Annotated in this window: 23 protein-coding genes; 9 read left to right on the forward strand and 14 right to left on the reverse strand. The window is 69.3% G+C overall.

The window, feature by feature from the left end; translation table 11 throughout:
• Window positions 1–75 precede the first annotated feature (75 nt).
• From lnt to miaB, 5 genes are all read right to left on the reverse strand, one after another.
• Entirely contained in the window at window positions 76–1,539 is a 1,464-nt protein-coding gene (lnt, locus tag FEI13_RS17440) for an apolipoprotein N-acyltransferase (RefSeq protein ID WP_240036562.1), read from the reverse strand.
• Between the two features lie 31 nt (window positions 1,540–1,570).
• Window positions 1,571–2,440, reverse strand: coding sequence for an HlyC/CorC family transporter (locus tag FEI13_RS17445; protein WP_138182785.1), 870 nt, complete (start codon window positions 2,438–2,440; stop codon window positions 1,571–1,573).
• Window positions 2,437–2,961 (reverse strand): rRNA maturation RNase YbeY, encoded by a 525-nt coding sequence (gene ybeY / locus FEI13_RS17450; protein ID WP_138182786.1) that lies wholly within the window; start codon window positions 2,959–2,961, stop codon window positions 2,437–2,439. Before ybeY ends, FEI13_RS17445 begins: the two co-directional genes overlap by 4 nt.
• Window positions 2,958–4,061, reverse strand: a complete 1,104-nt coding sequence (locus FEI13_RS17455) for a PhoH family protein (protein ID WP_138182787.1) — start codon at window positions 4,059–4,061, stop codon at window positions 2,958–2,960. Before FEI13_RS17455 ends, ybeY begins: the two co-directional genes overlap by 4 nt.
• Window positions 4,062–4,134: 73 nt before the next feature.
• A complete protein-coding gene (gene miaB / locus FEI13_RS17460) occupies window positions 4,135–5,478 on the reverse strand; it encodes a tRNA (N6-isopentenyl adenosine(37)-C2)-methylthiotransferase MiaB (RefSeq protein WP_138182788.1) in 1,344 nt (447 codons plus the stop codon).
• A 414-nt stretch (window positions 5,479–5,892) separates the two neighbouring features.
• Between miaB and FEI13_RS17465 the strand changes: the two genes are divergently transcribed.
• Window positions 5,893–6,528 (forward strand): TIGR04211 family SH3 domain-containing protein, encoded by a 636-nt coding sequence (locus FEI13_RS17465; protein ID WP_138182789.1) that lies wholly within the window; start codon window positions 5,893–5,895, stop codon window positions 6,526–6,528.
• 2 nt (window positions 6,529–6,530) lie between these two features.
• Window positions 6,531–7,157, forward strand: coding sequence for a class I SAM-dependent methyltransferase (locus FEI13_RS17470; protein ID WP_138182790.1), 627 nt, complete (start codon window positions 6,531–6,533; stop codon window positions 7,155–7,157).
• 37 nt (window positions 7,158–7,194) lie between these two features.
• On the opposite strand, the gene FEI13_RS17475 is transcribed toward FEI13_RS17470, so the two are convergent.
• On the reverse strand, window positions 7,195–7,785 hold the full coding sequence (locus tag FEI13_RS17475; RefSeq protein ID WP_138182791.1) for a YajG family lipoprotein: 591 nt from the start codon (window positions 7,783–7,785) through the stop codon (window positions 7,195–7,197).
• 239 nt (window positions 7,786–8,024) lie between these two features.
• Window positions 8,025–9,755 (reverse strand): gamma-glutamyltransferase, encoded by a 1,731-nt coding sequence (gene ggt, locus FEI13_RS17480; RefSeq protein WP_138182792.1) that lies wholly within the window; start codon window positions 9,753–9,755, stop codon window positions 8,025–8,027.
• A gap of 135 nt (window positions 9,756–9,890) precedes the next feature.
• Between ggt and rpe the strand changes: the two genes are divergently transcribed.
• Window positions 9,891–10,589, forward strand: a complete 699-nt coding sequence (gene rpe, locus FEI13_RS17485) for a ribulose-phosphate 3-epimerase (RefSeq protein ID WP_138182793.1) — start codon at window positions 9,891–9,893, stop codon at window positions 10,587–10,589.
• A gap of 9 nt (window positions 10,590–10,598) precedes the next feature.
• On the forward strand, window positions 10,599–10,886 hold the full coding sequence (locus FEI13_RS17490; protein ID WP_138182794.1) for a GIY-YIG nuclease family protein: 288 nt from the start codon (window positions 10,599–10,601) through the stop codon (window positions 10,884–10,886).
• 154 nt (window positions 10,887–11,040) lie between these two features.
• Here FEI13_RS17490 and FEI13_RS17495 read toward each other — a convergent pair whose 3' ends face one another.
• On the reverse strand, window positions 11,041–12,339 hold the full coding sequence (locus FEI13_RS17495; protein WP_138182795.1) for an NAD(P)/FAD-dependent oxidoreductase: 1,299 nt from the start codon (window positions 12,337–12,339) through the stop codon (window positions 11,041–11,043).
• A 105-nt stretch (window positions 12,340–12,444) separates the two neighbouring features.
• Between FEI13_RS17495 and FEI13_RS17500 the strand changes: the two genes are divergently transcribed.
• The 5 genes from FEI13_RS17500 (at window position 12,445) to trpC (ending at window position 17,346) form a co-directional block, all read left to right on the forward strand.
• Complete coding sequence (locus FEI13_RS17500; RefSeq protein ID WP_138182796.1) at window positions 12,445–13,110, forward strand: phosphoglycolate phosphatase; 666 nt, start codon at window positions 12,445–12,447, stop codon at window positions 13,108–13,110.
• Window positions 13,111–13,356: 246 nt separating this feature from the next.
• On the forward strand, window positions 13,357–14,853 hold the full coding sequence (gene trpE / locus FEI13_RS17505) for an anthranilate synthase component I (protein WP_138182808.1): 1,497 nt from the start codon (window positions 13,357–13,359) through the stop codon (window positions 14,851–14,853).
• 52 nt (window positions 14,854–14,905) lie between these two features.
• A complete protein-coding gene (locus tag FEI13_RS17510; protein WP_138182797.1) occupies window positions 14,906–15,490 on the forward strand; it encodes an anthranilate synthase component II in 585 nt (194 codons plus the stop codon).
• Window positions 15,491–15,520: 30 nt separating this feature from the next.
• Complete coding sequence (trpD, locus tag FEI13_RS17515) at window positions 15,521–16,540, forward strand: anthranilate phosphoribosyltransferase (RefSeq protein ID WP_138182798.1); 1,020 nt, start codon at window positions 15,521–15,523, stop codon at window positions 16,538–16,540.
• 8 nt (window positions 16,541–16,548) lie between these two features.
• The gene (gene trpC / locus FEI13_RS17520) at window positions 16,549–17,346 is read left to right on the forward strand and encodes an indole-3-glycerol phosphate synthase TrpC (protein ID WP_138182799.1); all 798 of its coding nucleotides are present in this window, start codon (window positions 16,549–16,551) and stop codon (window positions 17,344–17,346) included.
• An 86-nt stretch (window positions 17,347–17,432) separates the two neighbouring features.
• Here trpC and FEI13_RS17525 read toward each other — a convergent pair whose 3' ends face one another.
• The 6 genes from FEI13_RS17525 to FEI13_RS17550 form a co-directional block, all read right to left on the reverse strand.
• Complete coding sequence (locus FEI13_RS17525; protein WP_138182800.1) at window positions 17,433–18,098, reverse strand: HAD family hydrolase; 666 nt, start codon at window positions 18,096–18,098, stop codon at window positions 17,433–17,435.
• Window positions 18,095–19,204 (reverse strand): ABC transporter ATP-binding protein, encoded by a 1,110-nt coding sequence (locus FEI13_RS17530; RefSeq protein WP_138182801.1) that lies wholly within the window; start codon window positions 19,202–19,204, stop codon window positions 18,095–18,097. The genes FEI13_RS17525 and FEI13_RS17530 overlap by 4 nt, the downstream gene beginning before the upstream one ends.
• Entirely contained in the window at window positions 19,201–20,058 is an 858-nt protein-coding gene (locus FEI13_RS17535) for an ABC transporter permease (RefSeq protein ID WP_138182802.1), read from the reverse strand. The genes FEI13_RS17530 and FEI13_RS17535 overlap by 4 nt, the downstream gene beginning before the upstream one ends.
• Complete coding sequence (locus tag FEI13_RS17540; protein WP_138182803.1) at window positions 20,045–20,881, reverse strand: ABC transporter permease; 837 nt, start codon at window positions 20,879–20,881, stop codon at window positions 20,045–20,047. The genes FEI13_RS17535 and FEI13_RS17540 overlap by 14 nt, the downstream gene beginning before the upstream one ends.
• A complete protein-coding gene (locus FEI13_RS17545; RefSeq protein ID WP_138182804.1) occupies window positions 20,878–21,702 on the reverse strand; it encodes an alkaline phosphatase family protein in 825 nt (274 codons plus the stop codon). Before FEI13_RS17545 ends, FEI13_RS17540 begins: the two co-directional genes overlap by 4 nt.
• Window positions 21,703–21,794: 92 nt before the next feature.
• A complete protein-coding gene (locus tag FEI13_RS17550) occupies window positions 21,795–22,886 on the reverse strand; it encodes an ABC transporter substrate-binding protein (protein ID WP_138182805.1) in 1,092 nt (363 codons plus the stop codon).
• Between the last annotated feature and the right edge of the window lie 8 nt (window positions 22,887–22,894).

Below are 22,894 nucleotides of genomic sequence, written 5' to 3' on the forward strand. Positions count from 1 at the left end.
CGAGCTTCGAGCTTCGAGCTTCGAGCTTCGAGCTTCGAGCTTCGAGCTTCGAGCTTCGAGCTTCGAGCTTCGAGCTTATCGCTTCCGGCGCAGCCGGAGCCCCGGCAGCACCAGCAGGGCCGCGAGCAGCCAGGCGGGCCAGCTGCCGGTACGCGTGAAGGGCGTGAGCCCTTCGGTAGCCGTGACCTCGCCCTCGAGCACGGTGGTCTCGAACTGGGGAGCCCGGGCGGTGACCCGGCCCTGGGCATCGATGAGCGCGGTGACGCCGTTGCTGGTGGCGCGGATCACCGGACGACCGTTCTCCAGGGCGCGCAGGCGCGCCATCTGCAGGTGCTGCAGCGGCCCGATCGAGGCGCCGAACCAGGTGTCGTTGGAGACCGTCAGCAGCACGCCGGCCTCGCGGGCCTGTTCGGCCACCAGGCCGGCATAGATGATCTCGTAGCAGATGGCATTGCCGATGATCAGTTCGCCGGCGCGGATCGGCGCCTGCCTGGCCGGCCCCGGGGTCATGGCCGGGGCGGGCAGATCGAAGAAGGCGATGGCGCCGCGCAGCAGGCTCTCCAGCGGCAGGTACTCGCCGAAGGGTACCAGGTGCGCCTTGCGATAGGCGCCCTCCACGTCGCCGCGGCCGACGACGCTGTTGTAGTAGAGGCCGCGCTCGTCGCGCTGCAGGATGCCGGTCAGCAACTCGACGCCCTCCGGCAGCGAGGCGTGGGCGCGGTCGAGGATCGGCGCGGCCTGGTCTTCGAACATCGGCAGCGCGGCCTCGGGCCAGATCACCAGGTCGACGTCGTCGAGCCCGCGGGTCAGGTCGAGGTAGGTGTCGATGGCGCGACGCTGCCCCTCGGGGCGCCACTTGATCAGCTGGGGCAGGTTGCCCTGCAGCAGCGCGACGCGCACCGGGTCGCCCTTCGGCGTGGTCCACTGGGCCGGCAGGGCCAGCGGCACCAGCCACAGCGCGACCAGTGGGGCGGCGGCCCACCAGTGGCGGCGCAGCAGTTCGACGCCGAGGCTGCCGGTCAGGGCGGTGATCAGCGACAGCAGGTAGACGCCCCCCATCGGGGCCCAGGGGGCCAGCGGCGAGTCGACCTGGGCGCTGCCCAGCAGCAGCCAGGGGAAGCCGGTGAACAGCCAGGTGCGTAGCCATTCGCCGAGCACCCAGGCGCCGGCGAAGGTCAGCGCGGCGAACCGCGGCCCGCACAGGCGGCGATAGCCCCACAGGGTGACCGCGAAGAACAGCGCCAGGCCGACGACGAACAGCGCCGTGAGCAGCAGTGCCAGGGGCACCCCGGTGTAGCCATAGTCGTGGATCGAGACATAGACCCAGGAGGCCCCGGAACCAAACAGGCCGATGCCGTAGCAGAGGCCGCGCAGGGCGGCCTGGCGAGGCGTCAGGGCGGGCAGGCCAAGATAGACCAGGCCGGCGGCGACCGGGCCCAGCCACCAGAGCGAGAAGGGAGCGGCGCTGAGGGTGGTTAGGCCCCCGGCCACCAGGGCCAGCAGACAGCCCAGGGCCGGAGGCAGGCGAACGTCAGCCATCGTGTCCATCCATGGAAGAGGGGAGGGCGGGTTACTCCTCGTCGCCGTCGTCGCAGGGCGCGGCCTCGAGCAGGCGGATGCGCCGGTTGTCGGCGTTGAGCACGGTGAAGCGCCAGCCGCTGAGTTCGGTGTGTTCGCCACGACCCGGCAGGTGGCCGAAGCGCTGCATCACCAGGCCGCCGAGGGTATCGAACTCGTCGTCGGAGAACTGCGTGCCGAAGCGTTCGTTGAAGTCCTCGATCGGCGTCAGGGCACGGATCGCGTAGCGGGCCTCGCCCAGCTCGCGGATATCGATCTCCTCGTCGATGTCGTGCTCATCTTCGATCTCGCCGACGATCTCCTCGAGGATGTCCTCGATGGTGACGATGCCCGCGGTGCCGCCGTACTCATCCACCACCACGGCCATGTGGTTGCGGGTGTCCTGAAACTCCTTGAGCAGGCTGTTGAGCCGCTTGGACTCGGGCACGAACATCGCCGGGCGCAGCACCTCGTCGAGCTGGAAGGGGCGGCCGTTCTCCTGGCCGCCCCGCAGCAGCGGCAGCAGGTCCTTGGCCAGCAGGATGCCCTTGATCTCGTCGAGGTTCTCGCCGATCACCGGATAGCGGGAGTGGCCGGTCTCCAGGATCACCGGCAGGTACTCGTCGAGGGGCTGGTCGAGGGCGATCGCGGTGATCTGCGAGCGGGGGATCAGCACCTCGCGCACCTGCTGGTCGCTGATGCTCAGGGCACCCTCGATGATCATCATGGCGTCCTGGTCGAGCTTCAGGCGCGACCCCGCCTGGCGCAGGAACGCCAGCAACTCGCCGCGGGAGCTGGGTTCATCGCTGTCGTTGGACAGGGCACTGAACAACTTATCGAGCCAGGACCTGTTGCCCTGGCCACTCGATCGATCTTCGCTCATGCGTCGGCTCTCTCGTCCTCGTTGTCGGTATCACAGTGCGGAGGGCTGGGGGTGAGATATGGATCGGCGATCCCCAGCGATGCCAGGATCTCGCGCTCGAGGGCCTCCATGATCTCGGCCTCGTCGTCATCGAGGTGATCGTGGCCCAGCAGGTGCAGGGTGCCGTGGATCACCATGTGAGCGTAGTGAGCGGGCGTCGACTTGTCCTGCTCGCGGGCCTCCTGAACCACCACCGGGTGGCAGATCACCAGGTCGCCGAGCAGCGGCAGCTCGATCCCCGGCGGAGCCTCGAAGGGGAAGGAGAGCACGTTGGTGGGCCGGTCGCGGCCGCGGTAGTCGCGGTTCAGGGCCTGACTCTCCTCGGCATCGACGAAGCGCACGGTCAGTTCGTGTCGGGATTCATCGGGGATGCGCGACAGCACCGCCCCGATCCAGGCCTCGAGATCGGCCTGGGTCGGCAGGACGTCGGCGGCGACGGCGACTTGGCGATCGACGCCGAGTGGCGGAGGTTCGCTGGTCATGCGGGTTCCCCGGCATCGTCGGGGTTCTGGGTCTGGCGCTGGCGCGCCTGGCGTTCCTCGGCCTGTGCCTCGCGACGGGCCTCGCGCTGCTCCCGGCGCTCGCGTTCGGCGGCTTCCTCGCCGGCCTCGAAGTGGTCGTAGGCCTCGATGATGCGCTGGACCAGGGGGTGGCGCACCACGTCCTTGGCGGCGAAGTGGGTGACGCCGATCCCCGGCGTGTCCTTGAGCACATCGAGCACCTGGATCAGCCCCGAGGTCTGGCCGCGGGGCAGGTCCACCTGGGTCACGTCGCCGGTGATCACCGCCGTGGAGCCGAAGCCGATGCGCGTCAAGAACATCTTCATCTGCTCGCGAGTGGTGTTCTGGCTCTCGTCGAGGATGATGAAGGCGTTGTTCAGGGTGCGTCCGCGCATGTAGGCCAGCGGGGCGATCTCGATCACCTGGCGCTCGATCAGCTTGGCCACCTGCTCGAAGCCGATCATCTCGTAGAGGGCATCGTAGAGCGGGCGCAGATAGGGATCGATCTTCTGGGCCAGATCTCCGGGCAGAAAGCCGAGCTTCTCGCCGGCCTCCACGGCCGGGCGCACCAGCAGGATGCGACGCACCTCCTGCTGGTTGAGCGCCTCCACCGCGGCGGCCACGGCCAGGTAGGTCTTGCCGGTGCCGGCTGGCCCGATGCCGAAGTTGATGTCGTGGGCACGGATGCTCGAGACGTAGCTCTGCTGGTTGAGACCGCGTGGCTTGATCAGCGTGCGCGGGGTGCGCAGCAGCACCTCGTCGTCGGTCTCATCGCCCTCCTCCTCGTCCAGCGCCTCGAGGCCGGACTCCTGCAGGAAGAGGTGCACCGTGTCGGGCTCGAGGTCGCTGACCTCGGTCTCCCGATAGAGATGCTCCAGCACGTTGGCGGCGGCCTTGACGCGATGAGCCGGCCCGGCGAGTTGGAAGATGTTGCCCCGGTTGCGCAGGGTGATGCCGAGCCGTGCCTCGACCAGCTTGAGGTGCTCGTCGCGCTGGCCGCAGAGGTTGGCCAGGCGGCGAGGATCGTTGGGTTCCAGGTTCAGGGTGACGATGCGGTTGGCCTGAGAAGATGGCTGGCTCAAGACTGAGTGATCCGTGCGTTGTGGATGTGGCTCCAAGCTTACTGCCCCGGCGCCGGCCGGGGCAATCGCTGACTCAGAAGCGTTCGGGAGAGGCGAGCTCGCCGCGCAGGGAGTTGGGCAGTGCCTCATTGATCTCGACGTCGACGAAGTAGCCGATCAGCTCGAAGGGATTGGCGGCGCGGAAGTTGACCACGCGGTTGTTCTCGGTGCGTCCCGAGAGCTGGCCCGGGTCGCGGGGCGAGAAGCCGGTGACCAGGATGCGCTGGGTGGTGCCCACCATGCGCCGGCTGATCTGCATCGCCTGCTGGTTGATGCGCTCCTGGAGGATCGCCAGGCGCTGCTTCTTGACGCTCTCCGGGGTGTCGTCCTCGAGCCCTGCCGCCGGGGTGCCGGGACGCGCCGAGTAGACGAAGCTGAAGGAGTGATCGAAGCCGATGCGATGGATCAGGTCCATGGTCGACTCGAAGTCCTCGGCGGTCTCGCCGGGAAAACCGATGATGAAGTCCGAGGAGAAGCTGATGTCGGGGCGCAGCGCGCGGATACGCTCCATCTTCTCGACGTACTCCTCCACCGTGTGGCCGCGCTTCATGGCGGCAAGCACCCGATCCGAGCCGGCCTGCACCGGCAGGTGGAGGTGGCTGACCAGCTCCGGGATCTCGGCGTAGGCCTCGATCAGGCTGTCGGAGAACTCCACCGGGTGGGAGGTGGTGAAGCGGATGCGATCGATGCCCTCGACGGCGGCCACGCAGCTGATCAGCTCGGCCAGGTCGATCTCGTCACCGAGCTGGTTCTCGCCGCGGTAGGCGTTGACGTTCTGCCCGAGCAGGTTGATCTCGCGCACCCCCTGGTCGGCCAGGTGGATGATCTCGTCCATCACTGCCTCGAAGGGGCGCGAGACCTCCTCGCCGCGGGTGTAGGGCACCACGCAGAAGGTACAGTACTTGGAGCATCCCTCCATGATGGAGACGAAGGCGGTGGCGCCGTCGGAACTCGGCTTGGGGAGATGATCGAACTTCTCGACCTCGGGGAAGGTGACGTCGACCACCGAGATCTTATTGTCGGCGCGCGCGTCGAGCATGCCCGGCACCCGGTGCAGGGTCTGGGGACCGAACACCATGTCGACGTGAGGGGCGCGCTTGCGCAGGGCCTCGCCCTCCTGGCTGGCCACGCAGCCGCCCACGCCGATCACCAGCTCCGGGTTGGCCTCCTTGAGCTTCTTCCAGCGGCCGAGCTGGTGGAAGACCTTCTCCTGGGCCTTCTCGCGGATGGAGCAGGTGTTGAGCAGGATGACGTCGGCATCGCGCTCGTCGTCGGTGAGCTCGAGCTGATGGGATTCGCCGAGCAGATCCGCCATGCGCGCGGAATCGTACTCGTTCATCTGGCAGCCGTGCGTCTTGATGAAGAGTTTCTTCGCCATAAGAGTAGGTCGCGGCAGCTGGCGCGACGGGACACCGTTGGATGGACGTGGGGAGATGGCCGGATGGCCACCCGAGACAAGACCCTGCATTATACGCCGCAGCCGGCATCGGGGCCAGCATGCCCCCGGTCGGGCGCCCCGGCTGTGGTACCCTGTGGGCCTTTCGAGGACGGGCCCAGGCGTCGGCCAGCGGTCATGCGCTGGTCAGAAAGTGACCGGAATGTGACCGAGACGATGATCGCGCCGGCTTGCGACGGGTTTCCAGCGGTTGTCCCGATGGTTGTCCACAGCAGCTGTGGGTAACCCGTCCGCGCGAATCACGCATCGCTGCCGTGCCCGGCAAGGAGGTTGGGCACGGCGAACGCGTCACGACAGAGCAACGACACGCGAGCCTTGGACAGCCAGGACGATGGCATGACGATACACAGACTCAAGATTCTGACACTCGGCGTCGCGCTCGCGACGCTGCCCCCCGCGCTCCACGCCCAGGACGCCGCCGACACCGACGCCGGCGCCTGGGTGTCGGACGAACTTACCACCTTCGTGCGCAGCGGCCCGACCGACGGCTACCGGATCATCGGCACCCTGACCGCCGGCGAGCCGGTGAGCGTGCTCGAGACCAGCGGCGACTACAGCCGGGTCGAGGACGCCGAGGGCAATGTCGTCTGGGTGCTCAGCAGCGAGCTCCAGACCGACCCCAGTGCCCAGCAGCGGTTGCCGGCCCTGGAAGCGAGGGTCGAGTCGTTGACCGAGGAGCTCTCCGGCATCAACGCGACCTGGGAGAAGCGCACGGCGTCGATGACCGACACCCTGGAGATGCGCGAGGCGCGCATCGACGAGCTCGAGGCGCGCAATCAGGCCCTCGAGGCGGAGACCGAGCAGTCGCGGGCCACCATTCGGGAGTTCCAGGCGCGCCTGGACACCCAGGAGGAGGACCTGCTGATGCGCTACTTCATGTACGGCGGCGGCGTGGCCGGGGCCGGCCTGCTGGTCGGCCTGATCGTGCCCCACCTGCCGCGCCGTCGCCGCAAGCGCGACCGCTGGTTCTGAGCATGGCTGACGATTGGCTCAAGCGTTGGCACGAGGGGCGCATCGGCTTCCACCGCGACCACCCCCATCCGGCCCTCATCCGCCACTGGCCCGCCCTGAAGGTGCGGGCCGGTACCAAGGTGCTGGTGCCGCTATGCGGCAAGAGCCTAGACATGCGCTGGCTGGCGAACCGCGACTACCCGGTGCTGGGCATCGAACTCGCCGAGACGGCCATCGAGCAGTTCGTCGCCGAGGGCAGGGGAGACGTCACCCGCTACCACCAGGACGGCTTCGACGTCTGCCGCCAGGGCAACCTGGAGCTGTGGTGCGGGGACTTCTTCCACTTCCACATCGATCAGGCGGCCGAGATCGGCGCCTTCTACGATCGCGCCGCGCTGATCGCCCTGCCCGAGGCCACCCGCCAGCGCTACGCCTTCCACCTGGCGCAGCTGATGCCGCCGGGCGCCCGGGGGCTTCTGATCAGCCTGACCCGGGATCCCGGCGGCCCGCCTTACAGTGTCGATGCCGACGAGGTGCATGCGCTCTTCGACCCCAACTTCCGGGTCACCCACCTGGAGGATGGCGAGCCGGAGGCCAACGGCTTTCGCGAGTGCGTCTGGGCGCTGGAGCGTCGCGGGCCGCTGACCTAATAAGGTGAACCGGTGTGGGGCGGCCCGCGGCGTTGGATCAGCGCGCCAGCAGGCGACCGAGCTCGGGATCGCGGAAGGCGCGATCCAGGCCGTCGGAGAGCAGCTCGTTGACCATCCGGGTGTTGGCCGCCTTGTCGGGGCGCAAGGCGTAGCCCTGGGTGCGGCGCGAGGTATAGGCGCCGGTGTAGGTGGTGCCGGCATTGATCGCCTCGGCGACGAGCACCGCCTCGAGCCGCGCCTCGTCGATGAAGGGGCGGCTCTCGCCGCGCTCGTAACCCAGGTGGTCGAGGGTCAGCGTCAGGCTAGGCCGTCCCTCGGCGCGCGCGGTGGTCGGGGTGAAGCCCATCTCCCGGATCGCCCGTTCGGCCTCGGCCTGAAGCTCGGGCACCAGTTCGTGGGCGTTGACGGTGATCACCGCGGTGGACATGGCGCTGCCGGTGCGTGTGCCCAGCACCTCGCTGTCGCGCCCGTCCACGGCCGTCACGGTCACGGTCTGGCCGCTGCCCGTCAGGGGCATGCCGGCCGTGCGACGCGGATCGAGCTGCAGGTAGTGGGGGCTGGCGCAGCCGGCCAGCCAGCCGGCGGTGAGTAGCAGGGCGCAGGCCCCCAGAACGCGTCGACGCTGCATGGTAAGGCTCCTGATGAAAGATCGGGCCCCGAGTATATCCCCCCGGGGGCGACCCATCAGCCCGCGGTGGCAAGCCTCGGCCGCGCGGCCGCCGGTGTCGAAGACCTTGACGTTGCCGAGGAAGTCGCGCATGAACGCCGTGACCCGCTCCTCGTCGCCGTCGAAAGCGCGCTCGGTGAGGCCGAGGGCGTCGGGGTGGTGTGGGGGCCGTGCAGTCGCCTGTCGGAGCTGTTGCGGGCCTAGAGCCCCATGGCCGAGGAGGTGGAGCGCCGCGGGTCGGCGCCACCGTAGAAGCGACCCTCCTCGATTACGATCGACTGGGCGGCGCCCATCGCCGCCTCCTGGCTGATGGTGTGGCCCTTGCCCTTGAGCAGCTCCAGGGTGTCGGGGCTGAAGCCGGCCTCGATGCGCAGCTCGTCGGGCAGCCACTGGTGGTGGATGCGCGGGGCGCTGACCGCCGACTGGATGTTCATGTCGTGGTCGATGACGTTCATCAGCACCTGCAAGGTGGTGGTGATGATCCGCGAGCCGCCGGGGCTGCCGGTGATCAGGAAGTTCTTGCCGTCCTGCTTGACGATGGTCGGCGTCATCGACGACAGCATGCGCTTGCCGGGCTCGATCTTGTTGGCCGCGCCGCCGATCAGGCCGTAGGCGTTGGGCACGCCGGGCTTGGCGGAAAAGTCGTTCATTTCGTTGTTGAGCAGGAAGCCGGCGCCCGCCACGGCGATCCCCGAGCCGTAGCTGAAGTTGATGGTGTAGGTGTTGGAGACCGCCAGGCCGTCGTCATCGGCGATGGAGAAGTGGGTGGTCTCGTTGGACTCATAGGGCAGCGGGTTGCCCGGGGCGATCTCCTCGCTCGGCGTGACGCGGTCCATGGCGATCTCGGCGCGCAGCTCGTCGGCGTAGCCCTCGGAGGTGATGCCCTCCAGCGGAACGTCGACGAAGTCGGTGTCGCCCAGGTACTCCGAGCGGTCGGCGTAGGCGCGCTTCATCGCCTCGGCCATCAGGTGCATGGTGTTGGCCGCGCCGAAGCCCATGTCGCCGATGTCGTAGGCCTCGAGGATATTGAGCATCTGCACGATGTGCGCGCCACCGGAGGAGGGCGGGCTCATGGCGTAGACGTCGTAGCCGCGATAGTTGCCGTGGCTGGGCTCGCGGATCACCGGCTGGTAGCCGGCCAGGTCCTCGCGGGAGATCAGGCCGTCGTGGCGCTCCATCTCGGCGACGATCAGCTCGGCGGTCTCGCCCTCGTAGAACTCCCGCGGTCCCTGCTCGGCGATGCGCCTGAGAGTCGCCGCCAGGTCCGGCTGGCGGAAGGTGTCGCCGACCTCGTAGGGGCTGCCGTCCTCCTTGAAGAACATCGCCCTGGTCGAGTCCCACTGGGTCAGGCGCTCGCGGGTCGCGCTCACCCCGTTGACGAAGCGCTGGGGCACCGCGAAGCCCTCCTCGGCGAGCCGGATCGCCGGCGCCAGGGCCTCGGCGAGGCTCAGGGTGCCGTACTCCTCCAGCGCCAGCGCCAGGCCCGCCACGGTGCCGGGCACGCCGGCGGCGCGATGGGTGAAGCGCGACCATTCGGAGACGACGTTGCCGTCCTCGTCCTGGAACATGGTCTCGGTGGCGGCCGCGGGGGCCTCCTCCCGGTAGTCGATGGCGATGACCTCGTCGCTCTCCTCGTCGGAGATCAGCATGAAGCCGCCGCCGCCGATGTTGCCCGAGCGGGGCTGGGTGACGGCCAGGGCGAAACCCGCGGTGACGGCGGCGTCCATGGCGTTGCCCCCGGCGGCGAGGACATCATGGGCGACCCGGGAGGCCAGGAAGTGGCTGGTCGCCACCATGCCCTCGGCGCCCTCCTGGGGGTGGAAGCGCTCGCCTTCGAGGATGGCCGGCTGGGCGATCAGTGGCGGGGCGAAGAGCAGCGTGCCGGCCAGCAGGCCGGCACTCAGGGGACGCGACAGGCAGCGGGTCATCATCGGGTGTCTCCGTTGAGGGGGCTAATCACTATCGGCCGCGTGCGGCGAACCTGCAAGCCATACGGCGGGGCGCGAGATGCTGCTAGAATGCCGCCCATCGTGCCCCCTCGACTCTCACAGGAACCGATCGTCGCCATGACCGACTCCCGACTCGATTTCCAGCTTGCACCCTCGATTCTCTCCGCCGATTTCGCCCGCCTGGGCGAGGAGGTCGACGATGTGCTGGCGTCCGGCGCGGACATCGTCCACTTCGACGTGATGGACAATCACTTCGTGCCCAACCTGACCATCGGGCCGATGGTCTGCGAGGCCCTCCGGCAGCACGGGGTGACCGCGCCCATCGACGCCCACCTGATGGTCAGGCCGGTGGACCGGCTGATCGGCGACTTCATCGATGCCGGGGCCAGCTACATCACCTTCCACCCCGAGGCCTCCGACCACATCGACCGCTCCCTGCAGTTGATCCGCGACGGTGGCTGCAAGGCGGGCCTGGTGTTCAATCCGGCCACGCCGCTCTCCTTCCTGGACTACGTGATGGACAAGGTCGACATGATCCTGCTGATGAGCGTCAACCCGGGCTTCGGCGGCCAGTCCTTCCTGCCGGGCACCCTGGACAAGCTGCGCGAGGCGCGTCGGCGCATCGACGCCTCCGGCTTCGATATTCGCCTGGAGATCGACGGCGGGGTCAAGGTCGACAACATCGCCGAGATCGCCCGCGCCGGTGCGGACACCTTTGTCGCCGGCTCGGCGGTGTTCAAGGCGCGCAACGAGGCCGACCCTCACCGCTACGACGGGGTGATCGGCGACTTCCGCCGGGCCCTGGCCGGCGCCTGAGGCGGCTCGATGAGCGCCGTCGATGCGCCGAGCCCGGCCGCCGAGCGGCTGTGGTATCTGTACCTGATCGAGACCGCGGCGGGCGCCCTCTATACCGGGATCACTACCGACGTCGACCGGCGCCTGGCCGAGCATCGTGCCGGCCGCGGGGCCAAGGCGCTGCGCGGCAAGGGGCCGCTGGTGCTGCTATATCACGAGCGCGTCGGCGATCATGGTGAGGCACTACGACGCGAAGCCGCCGTCAAGCGCCTGAGCGCCGCGGCGAAGCGGCAGTGGCTTGCGCGGTCGCGGGATTGAGGCCATAAAGGGCGAGCCGCCGCCTCGGCATCCAGACCGCCTCGCTGATCGCGGTGATCGGTGCCGCGGGCCGTATCGGGGAAGGCGGCATCGAGAAGGGCCGCCGGGGGAGACCCGGCGGCCCTTCTCGTTCAGGGGACGGGGTGGCGTCGCCTCAGTGCAGCTTCAGGCGCGGCTTCAGGAAGCGGTTGAGCCCGTCCACCACGACCATCAGGCCGGTCTTCAGGGTGCCGTGGATGGCGCGCTGGTGCATACGATAGAGCGAGGCGTAGAAGAACTTCGCCAGGTGTCCCTCGATGAACAGGCTGCGCGCCGAGGCGCCGCGCATCAGGCTGCCGATGGCATCGAAGTGCGCCAGCGAGATCAGCGAGCCGCGGTCCCGGTAGACGAAGGACTTGAGGGGTTTGTCGGCGAACTGGGCCTGCAGGTTGTGGTACAGCGTGGCGACCTGCTGATGGGCGGCCTGGGCGCGTGGCGGCACCGTGCTGCCGTCCGGCTGCGGGCAGCTGGCGCAGTCGCCCATGGCGAACACCCGGGGATCCTCCGTGCTCTGCAGGGTGTCGTGGACCCTGAGCCGATGGTTCTTCTCCGTCGGCAGGCCCAGTGCCGAGAGCAGGGCCGGCGCCTTGATGCCCGCCGCCCAGACGCCGAGATCGATCTCGATGCGTTCGCCGTCGGCGGTATGGATCGCCGTGGCCTCCACCCGGGTCACGCGGGTCTCGGCATGGATCTTCACCCCCAGCCGCTCCAGCTCCTTGTGGACCGCCTCGCTGATGCGTTCCGGCAGCGCCGGCAGCACCCGCGGGGCGGCCTCGATCAGGTGCACCTCGAGCTGGTCGCTGTCCAGGGAGGTGACCCCGTAGCTGTGCAGCATCCGCGAGGCCTCGTGGAGCTCCGCGGCGAGCTCGACCCCCGTGGCGCCGGCGCCGACGATGCCCACTGCCATGCGCGCCGGCCGCTCGCGGCGCGGGTCGTTGTGGCGCAGGAAGGTGTTGAGCATCTCCTGACGGAAGGCCTCGGCCTGCTGGGGACTGTCGAGGAAGTGGCAGTGCTCGCCGACGCCGGGGGTGTCGAAGTCGTTGCTGACGCTGCCCAGCGCCAGTACCAGCTGGTCATAGGTCAGCTCGCGGGCGGGCAGCACCTCGTCGCCGGCATCGTCGAGCACCGGGGCCAGGGTCAGGGTGCGGGCCTCGCGGTCGATGCCGCTCAGGGTGCCACGCTGGAAGCGGTAGCCGTGCAGGCTCGAGTGAGCCTGGTAGGAGATCTCGTCCAGCCCCGAGTCCAGCGCGCCAGTCGCGACCTCGTGCAGCAGCGGCTTCCAGATATGGGTGGCATTGCGGTCGACCAGCACGATCTCGGCGCGGCCGCGCCGGCCGAGCTTGCGGCCAAGCCGGGTGACCAGCTCGAGGCCGCCGGCCCCCCCGCCGACCACGACGATTCTTGGCAGGTTCATGTCATTGCTCCCGAAAGGTTGAGGCTCCAGCATAAGCCTTCGCCGATTTCCTGCCCATGGCCGCTCCGGCATAATGGGCCTTCGACTCATCCGATGAGAGGCGTCATGCATCCCATCCTCAACGACATTCGTCTGGTCGCCTTCGACCTGGACGGCACCCTGATCGACTCCGTGCCGGACCTCGCCGTGGCCGCCGACGCCGCCCTGGCGGAGCTCGGCCTGACGCCCCAGGGCGAGGCTCGGGTGCACGATTGGGTCGGCAACGGCTCGCTTACGCTGATGGCCCGCGCCCTCGAGGCGGCGCTGGGCGGGGCGCCGGACGAGGCGCTGCTGGCGCGTGCCCACCGGGGCTTTCTCGATCACTACGGCCGCGTGCCCTGCGCCCGCACCCGGCTCTATCCCGGGGCGCGCGAGGCGCTGGCGGCGCTCGCCGCGCGCGGGCTGCCCCTGGCGCTGGTGACCAACAAGCCGAGCGCCTTCATCGCGCCGCTCCTCGAGGCCTTCGGCCTCGATGGCCACTTCGCGCTCTGCCTGGGGGGCGACAGCCTGACGGCGAAGAAGCCCGACCCGGCACCGCTCCTGCACGTGGCGGCACATTTCGACGTGTCGCCGTCGGCGTGCCTGATGGTCGGCGACTCGCGCCACGACATCGCCGCCGGCCGCGCCGCGGGCTTTCGCACCCTGGCGGTGCCCTACGGTTACAACCACGGCGAGCCGGTGGCGCTGAGCCGCCCGGATGGCACGGTTGAATCGCTTGCGGAACTCGTTTAGGGTGATTTTGTCTGGGCTATAATGAGCCTGATAACGATAGTTTTTTGTTATAACGGATCTCGCGATCTCCTCCGATGGACACCCCATGACGCTGGATGCCTTCTCCCGCCGCTCTGCTGACCGCCTCCTCTCGCGCCCCGGCCTGATCGGCGGCTGGCGATGGTGATGCTCGCCTGACCGGGCGCTCCGGCGGGGCGTCCCTCGATCCACCAGTGTCTTTCTCTCCACCGCGAGGACCCGGGCATGATGACTCCCGAGCGCTTTCATGAGCTGGCCGACGCCGGCTATAACCGTATTCCGGTCACCCGCGAGGTGCTGGCCGATCTCGATACCCCGCTCTCCACCTACCTGAAGCTGGCCGACGCGCCCTGGACCTTCCTGCTCGAGTCCGTGCAGGGCGGCGAGAAGTGGGGGCGCTACTCGATCATCGGCCTGCCGTGCCGCGAGCGTATCGAGGTGCGCGGCTTCACCGTCCGCCATATCGTCGACGACGAGCAGCGGGGCGCCGTGGAGGTCGAGGATCCCCTGGCGTGGATCGAGCAGTTCCAGGCCCGCTTCAAGGTGCCCCGCCTGGACGACCAGCCGCGCTTCGACGGCGGCTTGGTGGGCTACTTCGGCTACGAGACCATCCGCTACATCGAGCCGCGCCTGCGCGGCCCTCACGTCGACGCCAAGCCCGACCCGCTGGGCGTGCCGGACATCCTGCTGATGGTCTGCGACGACCTGGTGGTGTTCGACAACCTCTCCGGCCGGCTGACCCTCTGGACCCACGCCGACCCGGCCGAGGAGGCCGCCTACGCGCGGGCCGTGGCGCGCCTGGAGCGCCTCGAGTTGCGCCTGCGCAGCGCCACCCACAACACCGTCAGCCCCGGCACCGGTCGCGCGGCGGTACAGGAGGGCGACTTCACCTCGGGCTTCACCGAGGAGGGCTTCAAGGCGGCGGTGGAGCAGATCAAGGAGTACGTGCTGGCCGGCGACGTCATGCAGTGCGTGCCGTCCCAGCGCATGTCGATTCCCTACCGGGCGGCGCCGCTGGACCTCTATCGCGCCCTGCGCAGCCTCAATCCCTCGCCCTACATGTTCTACCTGAACCTGGGCGATCACCAGGTGGCCGGCTCCTCGCCGGAGATCCTCACCCGCCTGGAGGACGGCGAAGTCACCGTGCGGCCCATCGCCGGCACCCGCAAGCGCGGCCGCGACGAGGCCGAGGATCGGGCGCTCGAGGCCGAGCTGCTCAATGATCCCAAGGAGCTCGCCGAGCACCTGATGCTGATCGACCTGGGGCGCAACGACGTCGGTCGCATCAGCGAGACCGGCTCGGTCACCGTGACCGACAAGATGGTGGTGGAACGTTACTCCCACGTGATGCACATCGTCTCCAACGTGGTGGGGCGCCTGAAGCCTGGCCTCTCCGCGATGGACGTACTGCGCGCCACCTTCCCGGCGGGCACCGTCTCCGGCGCCCCCAAGATCCGCGCGCTGGAGATCATCGACGAGGTGGAGCCGGTCAAGCGCGGCGTCTACTCCGGCGCCGTGGGCTACCTCTCCTGGCACGGCAACATGGATACCGCCATCGCCATCCGCACCGCGGTGATCAAGGACGGCCAGCTGCACGTCCAGGCCGGCGCGGGCATCGTCGCCGACTCGGTGCCGGAGATGGAGTGGCAGGAGACCCTCAACAAGGGCCGCGCCCTGTTCCGCGCCGTGGCCATGGCCGAACGCGGCCTGGACAACCTCGAGTGACCCCTGATTCCTGTCGTCCGGCCCTGGCCGGGCGAGTGCCGGAGAGCGCACCATGTCCGTGCTGATGATCGACAATTACGACAGCTTCACCTTCAACGTGGTCCAGTACCTCGGGGAGCTGGGCGCCGAGGTGGAGACCCACCGCAACGACGCCATCACCCTCGATGAGATCGAGGCCCTCGCGCCGAGTCACCTGGTGATCTCCCCGGGCCCCTGTACCCCCGACCAGGCGGGCATCTCCATGGCCGCCATTCACCGCTTCGCCGGGCGCATCCCGGTGCTCGGCGTCTGCCTGGGCCACCAGGCGATCGGCCAGGTCTACGGCGGGCGCGTCGTGCGCGCCCCCCAGGTGATGCACGGCAAGACCTCGCGGATCCGCCACCTCGGCCAGGGCGTGTTCGAGGGCCTCGAGGAGCCGCTCGAGGTGACGCGCTACCATTCGCTGGTGGTGGAGCGCGAGGGCCTGCCGGACTGCCTGGAGGTCACCGCCTGGTGCGACGAGGACGACGTCACCCCGGGGCTGATCATGGGGCTTCGCCATCGCGAACTGGACGTGGAAGGCGTGCAGTTCCACCCCGAATCGATCCTCACCCGTCAGGGCCATGAGCTCCTGGCTAACTTCCTGAAGCGTCGCTGAGCCGTGCCCCAGCCAGAGGAGAAGAATCCCATGCAGATGCGAGAGGCCCTCGGCGCGGTGATGCGCCGCGAGAACCTGAGCTTTGGTGAGACCCACGCCGTGATGCGCCAGATCATGACCGGCGAGGCCAGCGAGCCGCAGATCGCCGCTTTCCTGATGGGCATGGCGATGAAGGGCGAGACCGCCGAGGAGATCAGCGCCGCCGCCCAGGTGATGCGCGAGCTGATGACCCCGGTGCGGCTCATGGCCGACAACGTGGTCGACATCGTCGGCACCGGCGGCGACGGGGCGAATCTGTTCAACGTCTCCACGGCGGCGAGCTTCGTGGTTGCGGCGGGCGGCGCCCACGTCGCCAAGCACGGCAACCGCGGCGTCTCCTCCTCCTCGGGCAGCGCCGACCTGTTCGCCGTGGCCGGCATTCACCTGGACCTCGACGCCGAGCAGGTCGGCCGCTGCATCGAGCAGGTGGGCGTGGGCTTCATGTTCGCCCCCAACCATCACCCCGCCATGCGCTACGCGGTAGCACCGCGGCGCGAGATGGGCGTGCGTACCCTGTTCAACATCCTCGGGCCGCTGACCAATCCCGCCGGCGCGCCCAACCAGGTGCTGGGGGTCTATGCCCCGGAACTGGTGCCGCTGATGGCCGAGGTGCTGCGTCGCCTGGGCAGCGAGCACGTGCTGGTGGTGCATGCCGAGGACGGCCTCGACGAGATCTCGCTGGCCCAGCCGACATTGGTCGCCGAGCTCAAAGACGGCGAGATCCACGAGTACACCATCACCCCCGAGCAGTTCGGCATCGAGCGACAGTCGCTCGACCCGCTGCGCGTCAAGACCGCCGAGGATAGCCTGCGGCTGGTCGAGCAGGCGCTGGTGGGCGAGGGGTCGGCCGCCGATATCGTCGCGCTCAACGCCGGCGCCGCCCTCTATGCCTCCGGGGTCGCCGATACCCTCAAGGAGGGCGTCGCCATGGCCCAGGATGCCCAGGCCTCGAAGCTGCCGCTGGAGAAGCTCCGCGAGCTTGCCAACTTCACCCGCGTGTTCAACCAGTGAGGCCCGACATGACCGACCTGCCGACCATCCTCGAGCGCATCCTGTCTCGCAAGGCGGAGGAGGTCGCCGAGCGCTCGCGGGCCGTCTCCGAGCAGGAGCTCCTGCGCCTGGCCGCCGAGCAGGACGCCCCCCGCGGCTTCGTCGCCGCCCTTGATGGCGCCATCCGCGCCGGCGACCCGGCGGTGATCGCCGAGATCAAGAAGGCCTCGCCCTCCAAGGGGGTGATGCGCGAGGACTTCCGCCCCGGCGAGATCGCCGCGAGCTACGCCGGGGGCGGAGCCGCCTGCCTCTCGGTGCTGACCGACGCCGACTTCTTCCAGGGCCACGAGGACGACCTGATCGAGGCCCGCGCGGCCTGCGGCCTGCCGGTGATCCGCAAGGACTTCATCACCCACGGTTACCAGGTGAGCGAGGCGCGGGCCATCGGCGCGGACTGCATCCTGCTGATCGTCGCCGCCCTGGACGACGCCCGCCTGGCGGACCTGCACCGCCAGGCCACGGAGCTCGGCATGGACGTGCTGGTGGAGGTTCACGACGCCCTGGAGCTCGAGCGAGCGCAGGCGCTCGACCTCGCCCTAGTGGGCATCAACAACCGCGACCTGCACACCTTCAACACCCGCCTCGAGACCACACTGGAGTTGCTGCCGCGTATACCGGTCGGCGTCACCGTGGTCACCGAGTCCGGCATCCATAGCCGCGACGACGTGCTGCGCATGCGCGAGCACGACGTCAACGCCTTCCTGGTGGGCGAGGCCTTCGTGCGCGAGGCCGAGCCCGGTGAGGCGCTGCGCAGGCTGTTCTTCTGAGCCCTCGCGGGTAAACCCCCACGAGCGCGGGCAGCCTAAGGGCTGCCCGCGGTCGTTTGTGGCGGTCGTTCGTGGTGGTTGGCGTCCTAGCGGCGCCAGTCGGGCATCGCCCAGCCGCGCGCCCGGGCGATGCCCGCGAGGGCTGGGTCGGGGTGGATGGCGTGAGCATGGTCCACCGCCTCGAGCAGGGCCAGGTCGTTGCGCGAGTCCGAGTAGCCCCAGCTGCGTCGCACGGCGCGTCCCGCCAGCCAGGCGTCGAGGGCCGCGAGCTTGCCCTCGCGGAAGGTGCGCGTGCCCGTGGCGCGACCGGTGTAGCGGGGCGTGTCGCCACCATGGTCGACCTCCAGCGCCGTGGCCAGGGCGCCGTCGACGCCGAGGCGCCGCGCCAGGGGCGCCACCAGCTGGGCGGTGGAGGCGGAGATGATCAGGGTGCGATGCCCCTGGCGGCTGTGCCAGGCCAGCCGCTCGCGCCCCGCGGGGAAGAGCCGCGGCATCACCACGGCGTCGAGGCAGGCCTCGACCTCGTCCGCTACCTCGGTCACCGCGCGTCCCGCCAGCGGGGCGAGCAGCAGGCGAAGGTGCGCCTCCATGTCGAGCTCGCCGGCGCCATAGGCGCGCATGTGCGCGCCGAAGGTGGCGCGATGGGTCGCGGCGTCGTCGATCCAGCCCCGGTCGATCAGCCAGTCGTTCCACAGCCCGGTGATGTCGCCGTCGAGCAGGGTGTCGTCGAGGTCGAACAGGGCGAGGTTCATGCGCAAAGCTCCTGCACCTCGTCGAGGTCGGCCTGCACGGCCACCCTCGTGCCCTCTGCGAGCTGGGTGCGCACGCTGCGATTGAGGGTGTCGACGCTGAGCGAGAGCGAATCGACCTCGATTTCATAACGCACGATGTTGCCGAGCAGGCGCTGGCGGCGCACCACGCCAGGCCGGGCCGGCCCCATGTGCGGCGGCGGGTCGCCGCCCAGGGTGCGCCCCTCGACGCTGAGGTAGAGCGCCTCCGGGCGCAGCGCCACCCGTGCCGCCCCGGACCGATAGCCCAGCAGCGGCTCGGCCTGGGGCGCCTCCAGCAGGTTGTAGTGCCCCATGAAGCCCGCGGCGGCCTTGTCCACGGGGCGGGAGTAGAGGGTCTCGGCGCTCGCCTGCTGCAGGATGCGTCCCTGGTGCATCAGGAACACCCGGTCGGAGATCAGCAGCGCCTCCTCCTGGTCGTGGGTGACGAACAGCGTGGTCAGGCCCAGCGACCGCTGGATCTCGCGGATCTGGTCGCGCAGGTGGCGGCGGATGCGAGCATCCAGCGCCGAGAGCGGCTCGTCCATCAGCAGGACGCGCGGCTCGACCACCAGCGCCCGGGCCAGGGCGACGCGCTGGCGCTGGCCGCCGGAGAGCTGCTGGGGGAACTTGTGGGCCTGGTCGGTGAGCTCCACCAGGCGCACTACCTCCTCGACCCGGCGTGCCCGTTCGCCGGCCTCGACCCGCTGCATGCGCAGGCCGAAGGCGACGTTGCCCGCCACCGTCATGTTGGGGAACAGCGCGTAGTGCTGGAAGACCATGCCGACACCGCGCCGCTGGGGCGGCAGGTAGGTGATGTCGTCCCCGCCGACGCGGATCCGGCCCTGGTCCAGGAGCGTTAGCCCGGCAATGGCCCGCAGCAGGGTCGACTTGCCGCAGCCGGAGGGGCCGAGCAGGGTGATGAACTCGCCGTGCGCGATGTCGGCCTCGATCTCCTGGAACACCGGGGTGGTGTCGAAGCACTTGGCCAGTCCGCTGAGGTGCAGGGCATTCTCGCCGCCGGTGGCTGGCGAGGCGGGGGCCGAGCCTGGGGCTGATGTGAGGGCTGAGTTGGGGGCGGCGTGGCTCATCGGGAGGCCTCCTTGGGCGTATAGTCGGCTTGGCGGGCGCCCAGCCAAGTCAGCACGAGGGTGACGGTGAACAGGGTGATCACTAGGGCGCTGGTGAAGTGGCCGCTGGCCCCGCGCATGTTGTTGAGATAGACCTGCAGGGTCTCGAAGCGCGTGCCCACCAGCATGTTGGCGAACACGAACTCGCCGACCAAGAAAGAGAACGACAGGAAGATGGCGATCTGCACGCCGGCGCGGATGTTGGGTAGGATCACCAGGAAGAAGGCCCGGAACGGGCTCGCCCCGAGCAGCTGCGCCGCCTCCATCAGCTCGACCACGTTCATCGCCCGCAGGCTGTTGGCCAGGGTGCGGTACATGAAGGGCAGCGCGATGGTGAAGTAGGTGAGAATCAGGATCCAGGGCGTGCCCACCAGCGACAGCGGCCCGCCGGCGTAGAGCTGCAGCAGCCCTACCGAGGAGACCACTGGCGGCACCGCGAAGGGCATCAGGATCAGGGTGTTCATCCAGTGGTCCAGGTGTGGGTAGCGGGTCTGGGCGAGCACCGCCACCGGCAGGATCAGCGCCAGGGAGAGCGCCAGAGCTCCCACCGAGATCAGCAGCGAGCGGCCGAAGGCGGCTAGGAAGCGCGGCGTGGCCCAGAGTTCAAGGAACCAGGCCAGGGTCAGGCCCTCCGGCAGCAGGGTCGCGCCCCAGCGACTGGCCAGCGCGTAGCCCAGGGTCGCCACCAGCGGCAGGGCGAGCAGCAGCAACACGCCGGCCAGCACGAGCGTGTAGGACGAGGGCAGGCGGAATCGCCCCCGCCGGCGAGGCTCGGCCAGGGGAAGCGGGCGGGGCAGGGAGTCAGCGTGTGCCATGGGTGTCGCTCCTCGGCAGGATGGCGCGCTGGATCAGGGTGATGCCCACCAGCAGGATGACCAGCACCAGGGCCAGGGCGCTGGCGAGGTCGGGGCGCAGGAATAGGTCGCCCGCCACCAGGTTGGCGATGCGGATGGTCATCAGGTTGAAGCTGGTGTTGACCAGCGCGTAGACGGTCGCGTAGGCGCCCATGGCGTTGGCGACCAGCACGGTGAAGGTGCTGAGCAGGGCGGGGCGCAGCACCGGCAGGCCCACGTGGCGCCAGTAGGCCAGGCGTCCCGCGCCGAGCAGGCTGGCGGCCTCTCGCCACTCGTCCTTGAGTCCGGCGAAGGCGGGGAAGAGCAGCAGGATGCCCAGCGGGATCTGGAACCAGGTGTAGACCACGATCAGTCCGCTGGTGGAGTAGAGGCGGATCTCCTCGACGATGCCCAGGCGCTCAAGCGCCAGGGTCAGCACGCCGTTGGCACCCATCAGGATGATGAAGGCGAAGGCCAGGGGCACCCCGGCGAAGTTCGAGGTCATGTTGGTGAACGAGATCATCACCCGGCGCAGGCGGGCGTTCGAGCGCGTCATCGCCTGGCAGGCTAGGGTCGCGATGGTGAGTCCCAGCACGCTTGAGACCAGCGAGATCTCGAGGCTGCGCCAGATCGCCTGGCGGAAGAACGGCGAGGCGGCGATCTCGCGGAAGTGATCCAGCCCCCAGTCGCCCTCGACGCGGAAGGCGCTCACAGCCACCCACAGCATGGGCGCGACCTGGAAGGCGAAAAACGCCAGCGCGAAGGGCGCGAGCCCCAGCCAGGCAGGGAGTCTCGGGCCCTTCATGCCGGCGCCTCATGCTCGGTCAGCAGTTCCGGCTGCGCCGGCTTGGCGTGGGCGAGGCCCAGCAGCGTGGCCAGGGTGCCGCACAGCCGGGTCTGCTCGAGGCGCTCCACCGGGCGTCGGGCGAAGGCCTCGCCGAAGGTCCAGAGCGGCACGCGGCGCTCCTCCTCGAGGGTGCCGGAGTGGGAGCGGTCGGCGTTCATGCCGTGATCGGCGGTGACAATCACCTGGTAGCCCTCGGCCAGCCACCGGGGCAGGTAGTCGGCCAGAGCGATGTCGGCGTGGCGGGCGGCGTTGCGGTACTGGGGGGAGTCGCCGCCGTGACGGTGGCCGGTGTCGTCGATGTTCATGCTGTGCACCAGCAGGAAGTCCGGATGGTTGCGGCGGCGCAGCGCCTCGGCGTCGCTGAACAGGTGATCGTCAGGGTAGTGGTCCTGCCAGTAGAAGAGCCCGGCGTGGATCGCCGTCTCGGGATCCTCGTGGAAGCGGTGGCGGGTGCGATCGAAGGGGGCGGCGAGGTAGAGCTCGCTGACCCAATGGTAGGCGGCGGCCGCGGTGGTGCGGCCCTGGGCGGCGGCCAGGTCGAACAGGCTCTGGCCGGTGGAACGGCGCACCACCTGGTTGTGGACCACGCCGGAGTCCACCGGGCGGTCGCCGGTGAGCAGGCATTCGTAGAGCGGTCGCGACATGGCGGGCAGCTCACAGTCCAGTGAGTGATAGTGGCCGCGGCCGGCCTCGCACAGGGCGTGCAGGTGGCCCATGGCGTGCTGGCCGACGGCATGGTTGAGGCCGTCGAGGACGACCAGGATCACGCGGTGTGACATGGAAGACTCCAGGCCGCTTCCCGCGCGGGGAAGCGGCGATGGGGGGTAACGGGTGGAGTGTGGCGCTCACCATCGCCGGGAGCGCCGCTCGCTTACTGCTGGTGGATCAGCACCTGGGACTGCCACTGGCGGGGCAGCTCGCGGGCGCTCTGTTCCCAGGCGGCGAAGTCCTGGACCGGGCGGGCGTTGGCGTACTGCGCGTTGGGCAGCAGCTTGGCAGCGATCGCCTCCGGCAGGGTCAGGTGCTCGGCACGGATCGGGCGAGCGTAGCCCTCGGCCAGGTTAACCTGGCCCGCATCGGAGAGGATGTACTCCCGGGCGAGCTTGGCGGCGTTGGGGTGGGCGGCGTGGCGGTTGATGATGGTGGCGTAGCCGGAGGTCACCGAGGCGTCGGACGGGATCACCACCTCGAAGGCGTCGCGGTCGATCTGGTCGCGATAGTTCAGGGCGTTGAAGTCCCACAGCAGGGCCACCTCGACTTCGCCCTTCTCCAGATTGGCGATGCTTGGATCGGCCAGCGAGAGGCGCCCCTGCTCGGCCAGCTCGGCGAATACCGCAAGGCCCGGGGCGAGATCGTCCTCGCTGCCGCCGTTGGCGAAGGCGGCCGCCAGCACGGCGTTGTTGGCCTGGGAGGCCTGACCCACGGCACCCACCGCGACCGCGTAGTCGCCCTCGGCAAGATCGGCGAAGCTCGCCGGGCGCTGCGCCTCGGGCACCTGCGCCTTGTTGATCATCATCGCGATGGTGCCGGTGTAGCCGAGCATCCAGTGGCCGTCCTCGTCCTTGGCCCAGTCGGGGATCTCGTCCCAGGTGGTGGGCTTGTAGGGTTGGGTGACGCCCTGTTGGACGGCGATGGGGCCGAAGGCGAAGCCCACGTCGCCGATGTCGGCGGTGGCATTCTCACCCTCGGCCTTGAACTTGGCGACCTCCTCGGCGGAGCTCATGTCGGTGTCGCTGTGCGCCAGGCCGTAGTGGGTCTCCAGGTCGGCCCAGGTGTCCTGCCAGTTGGCCCAGGTATCGGGCATGCCGACGCTGTCGACGCGGCCCTCCTGCTGGGCGGCGGCGATCAGCGCCTCGAGGGAGGCATCGGTCGGCTGGTTGGCCTGGGCGGTGAGGCCGAGGCCCAGCAAGGAGGCCGCGGCCAGGGCGGCGGTCAGGCGGGAGCGCTTGGGGGTGGCGAGCATGACGAATC

The organism is Halomonas urmiana (assembly GCF_005780185.1).
GTDB lineage: Bacteria > Pseudomonadota > Gammaproteobacteria > Pseudomonadales > Halomonadaceae > Halomonas > Halomonas urmiana.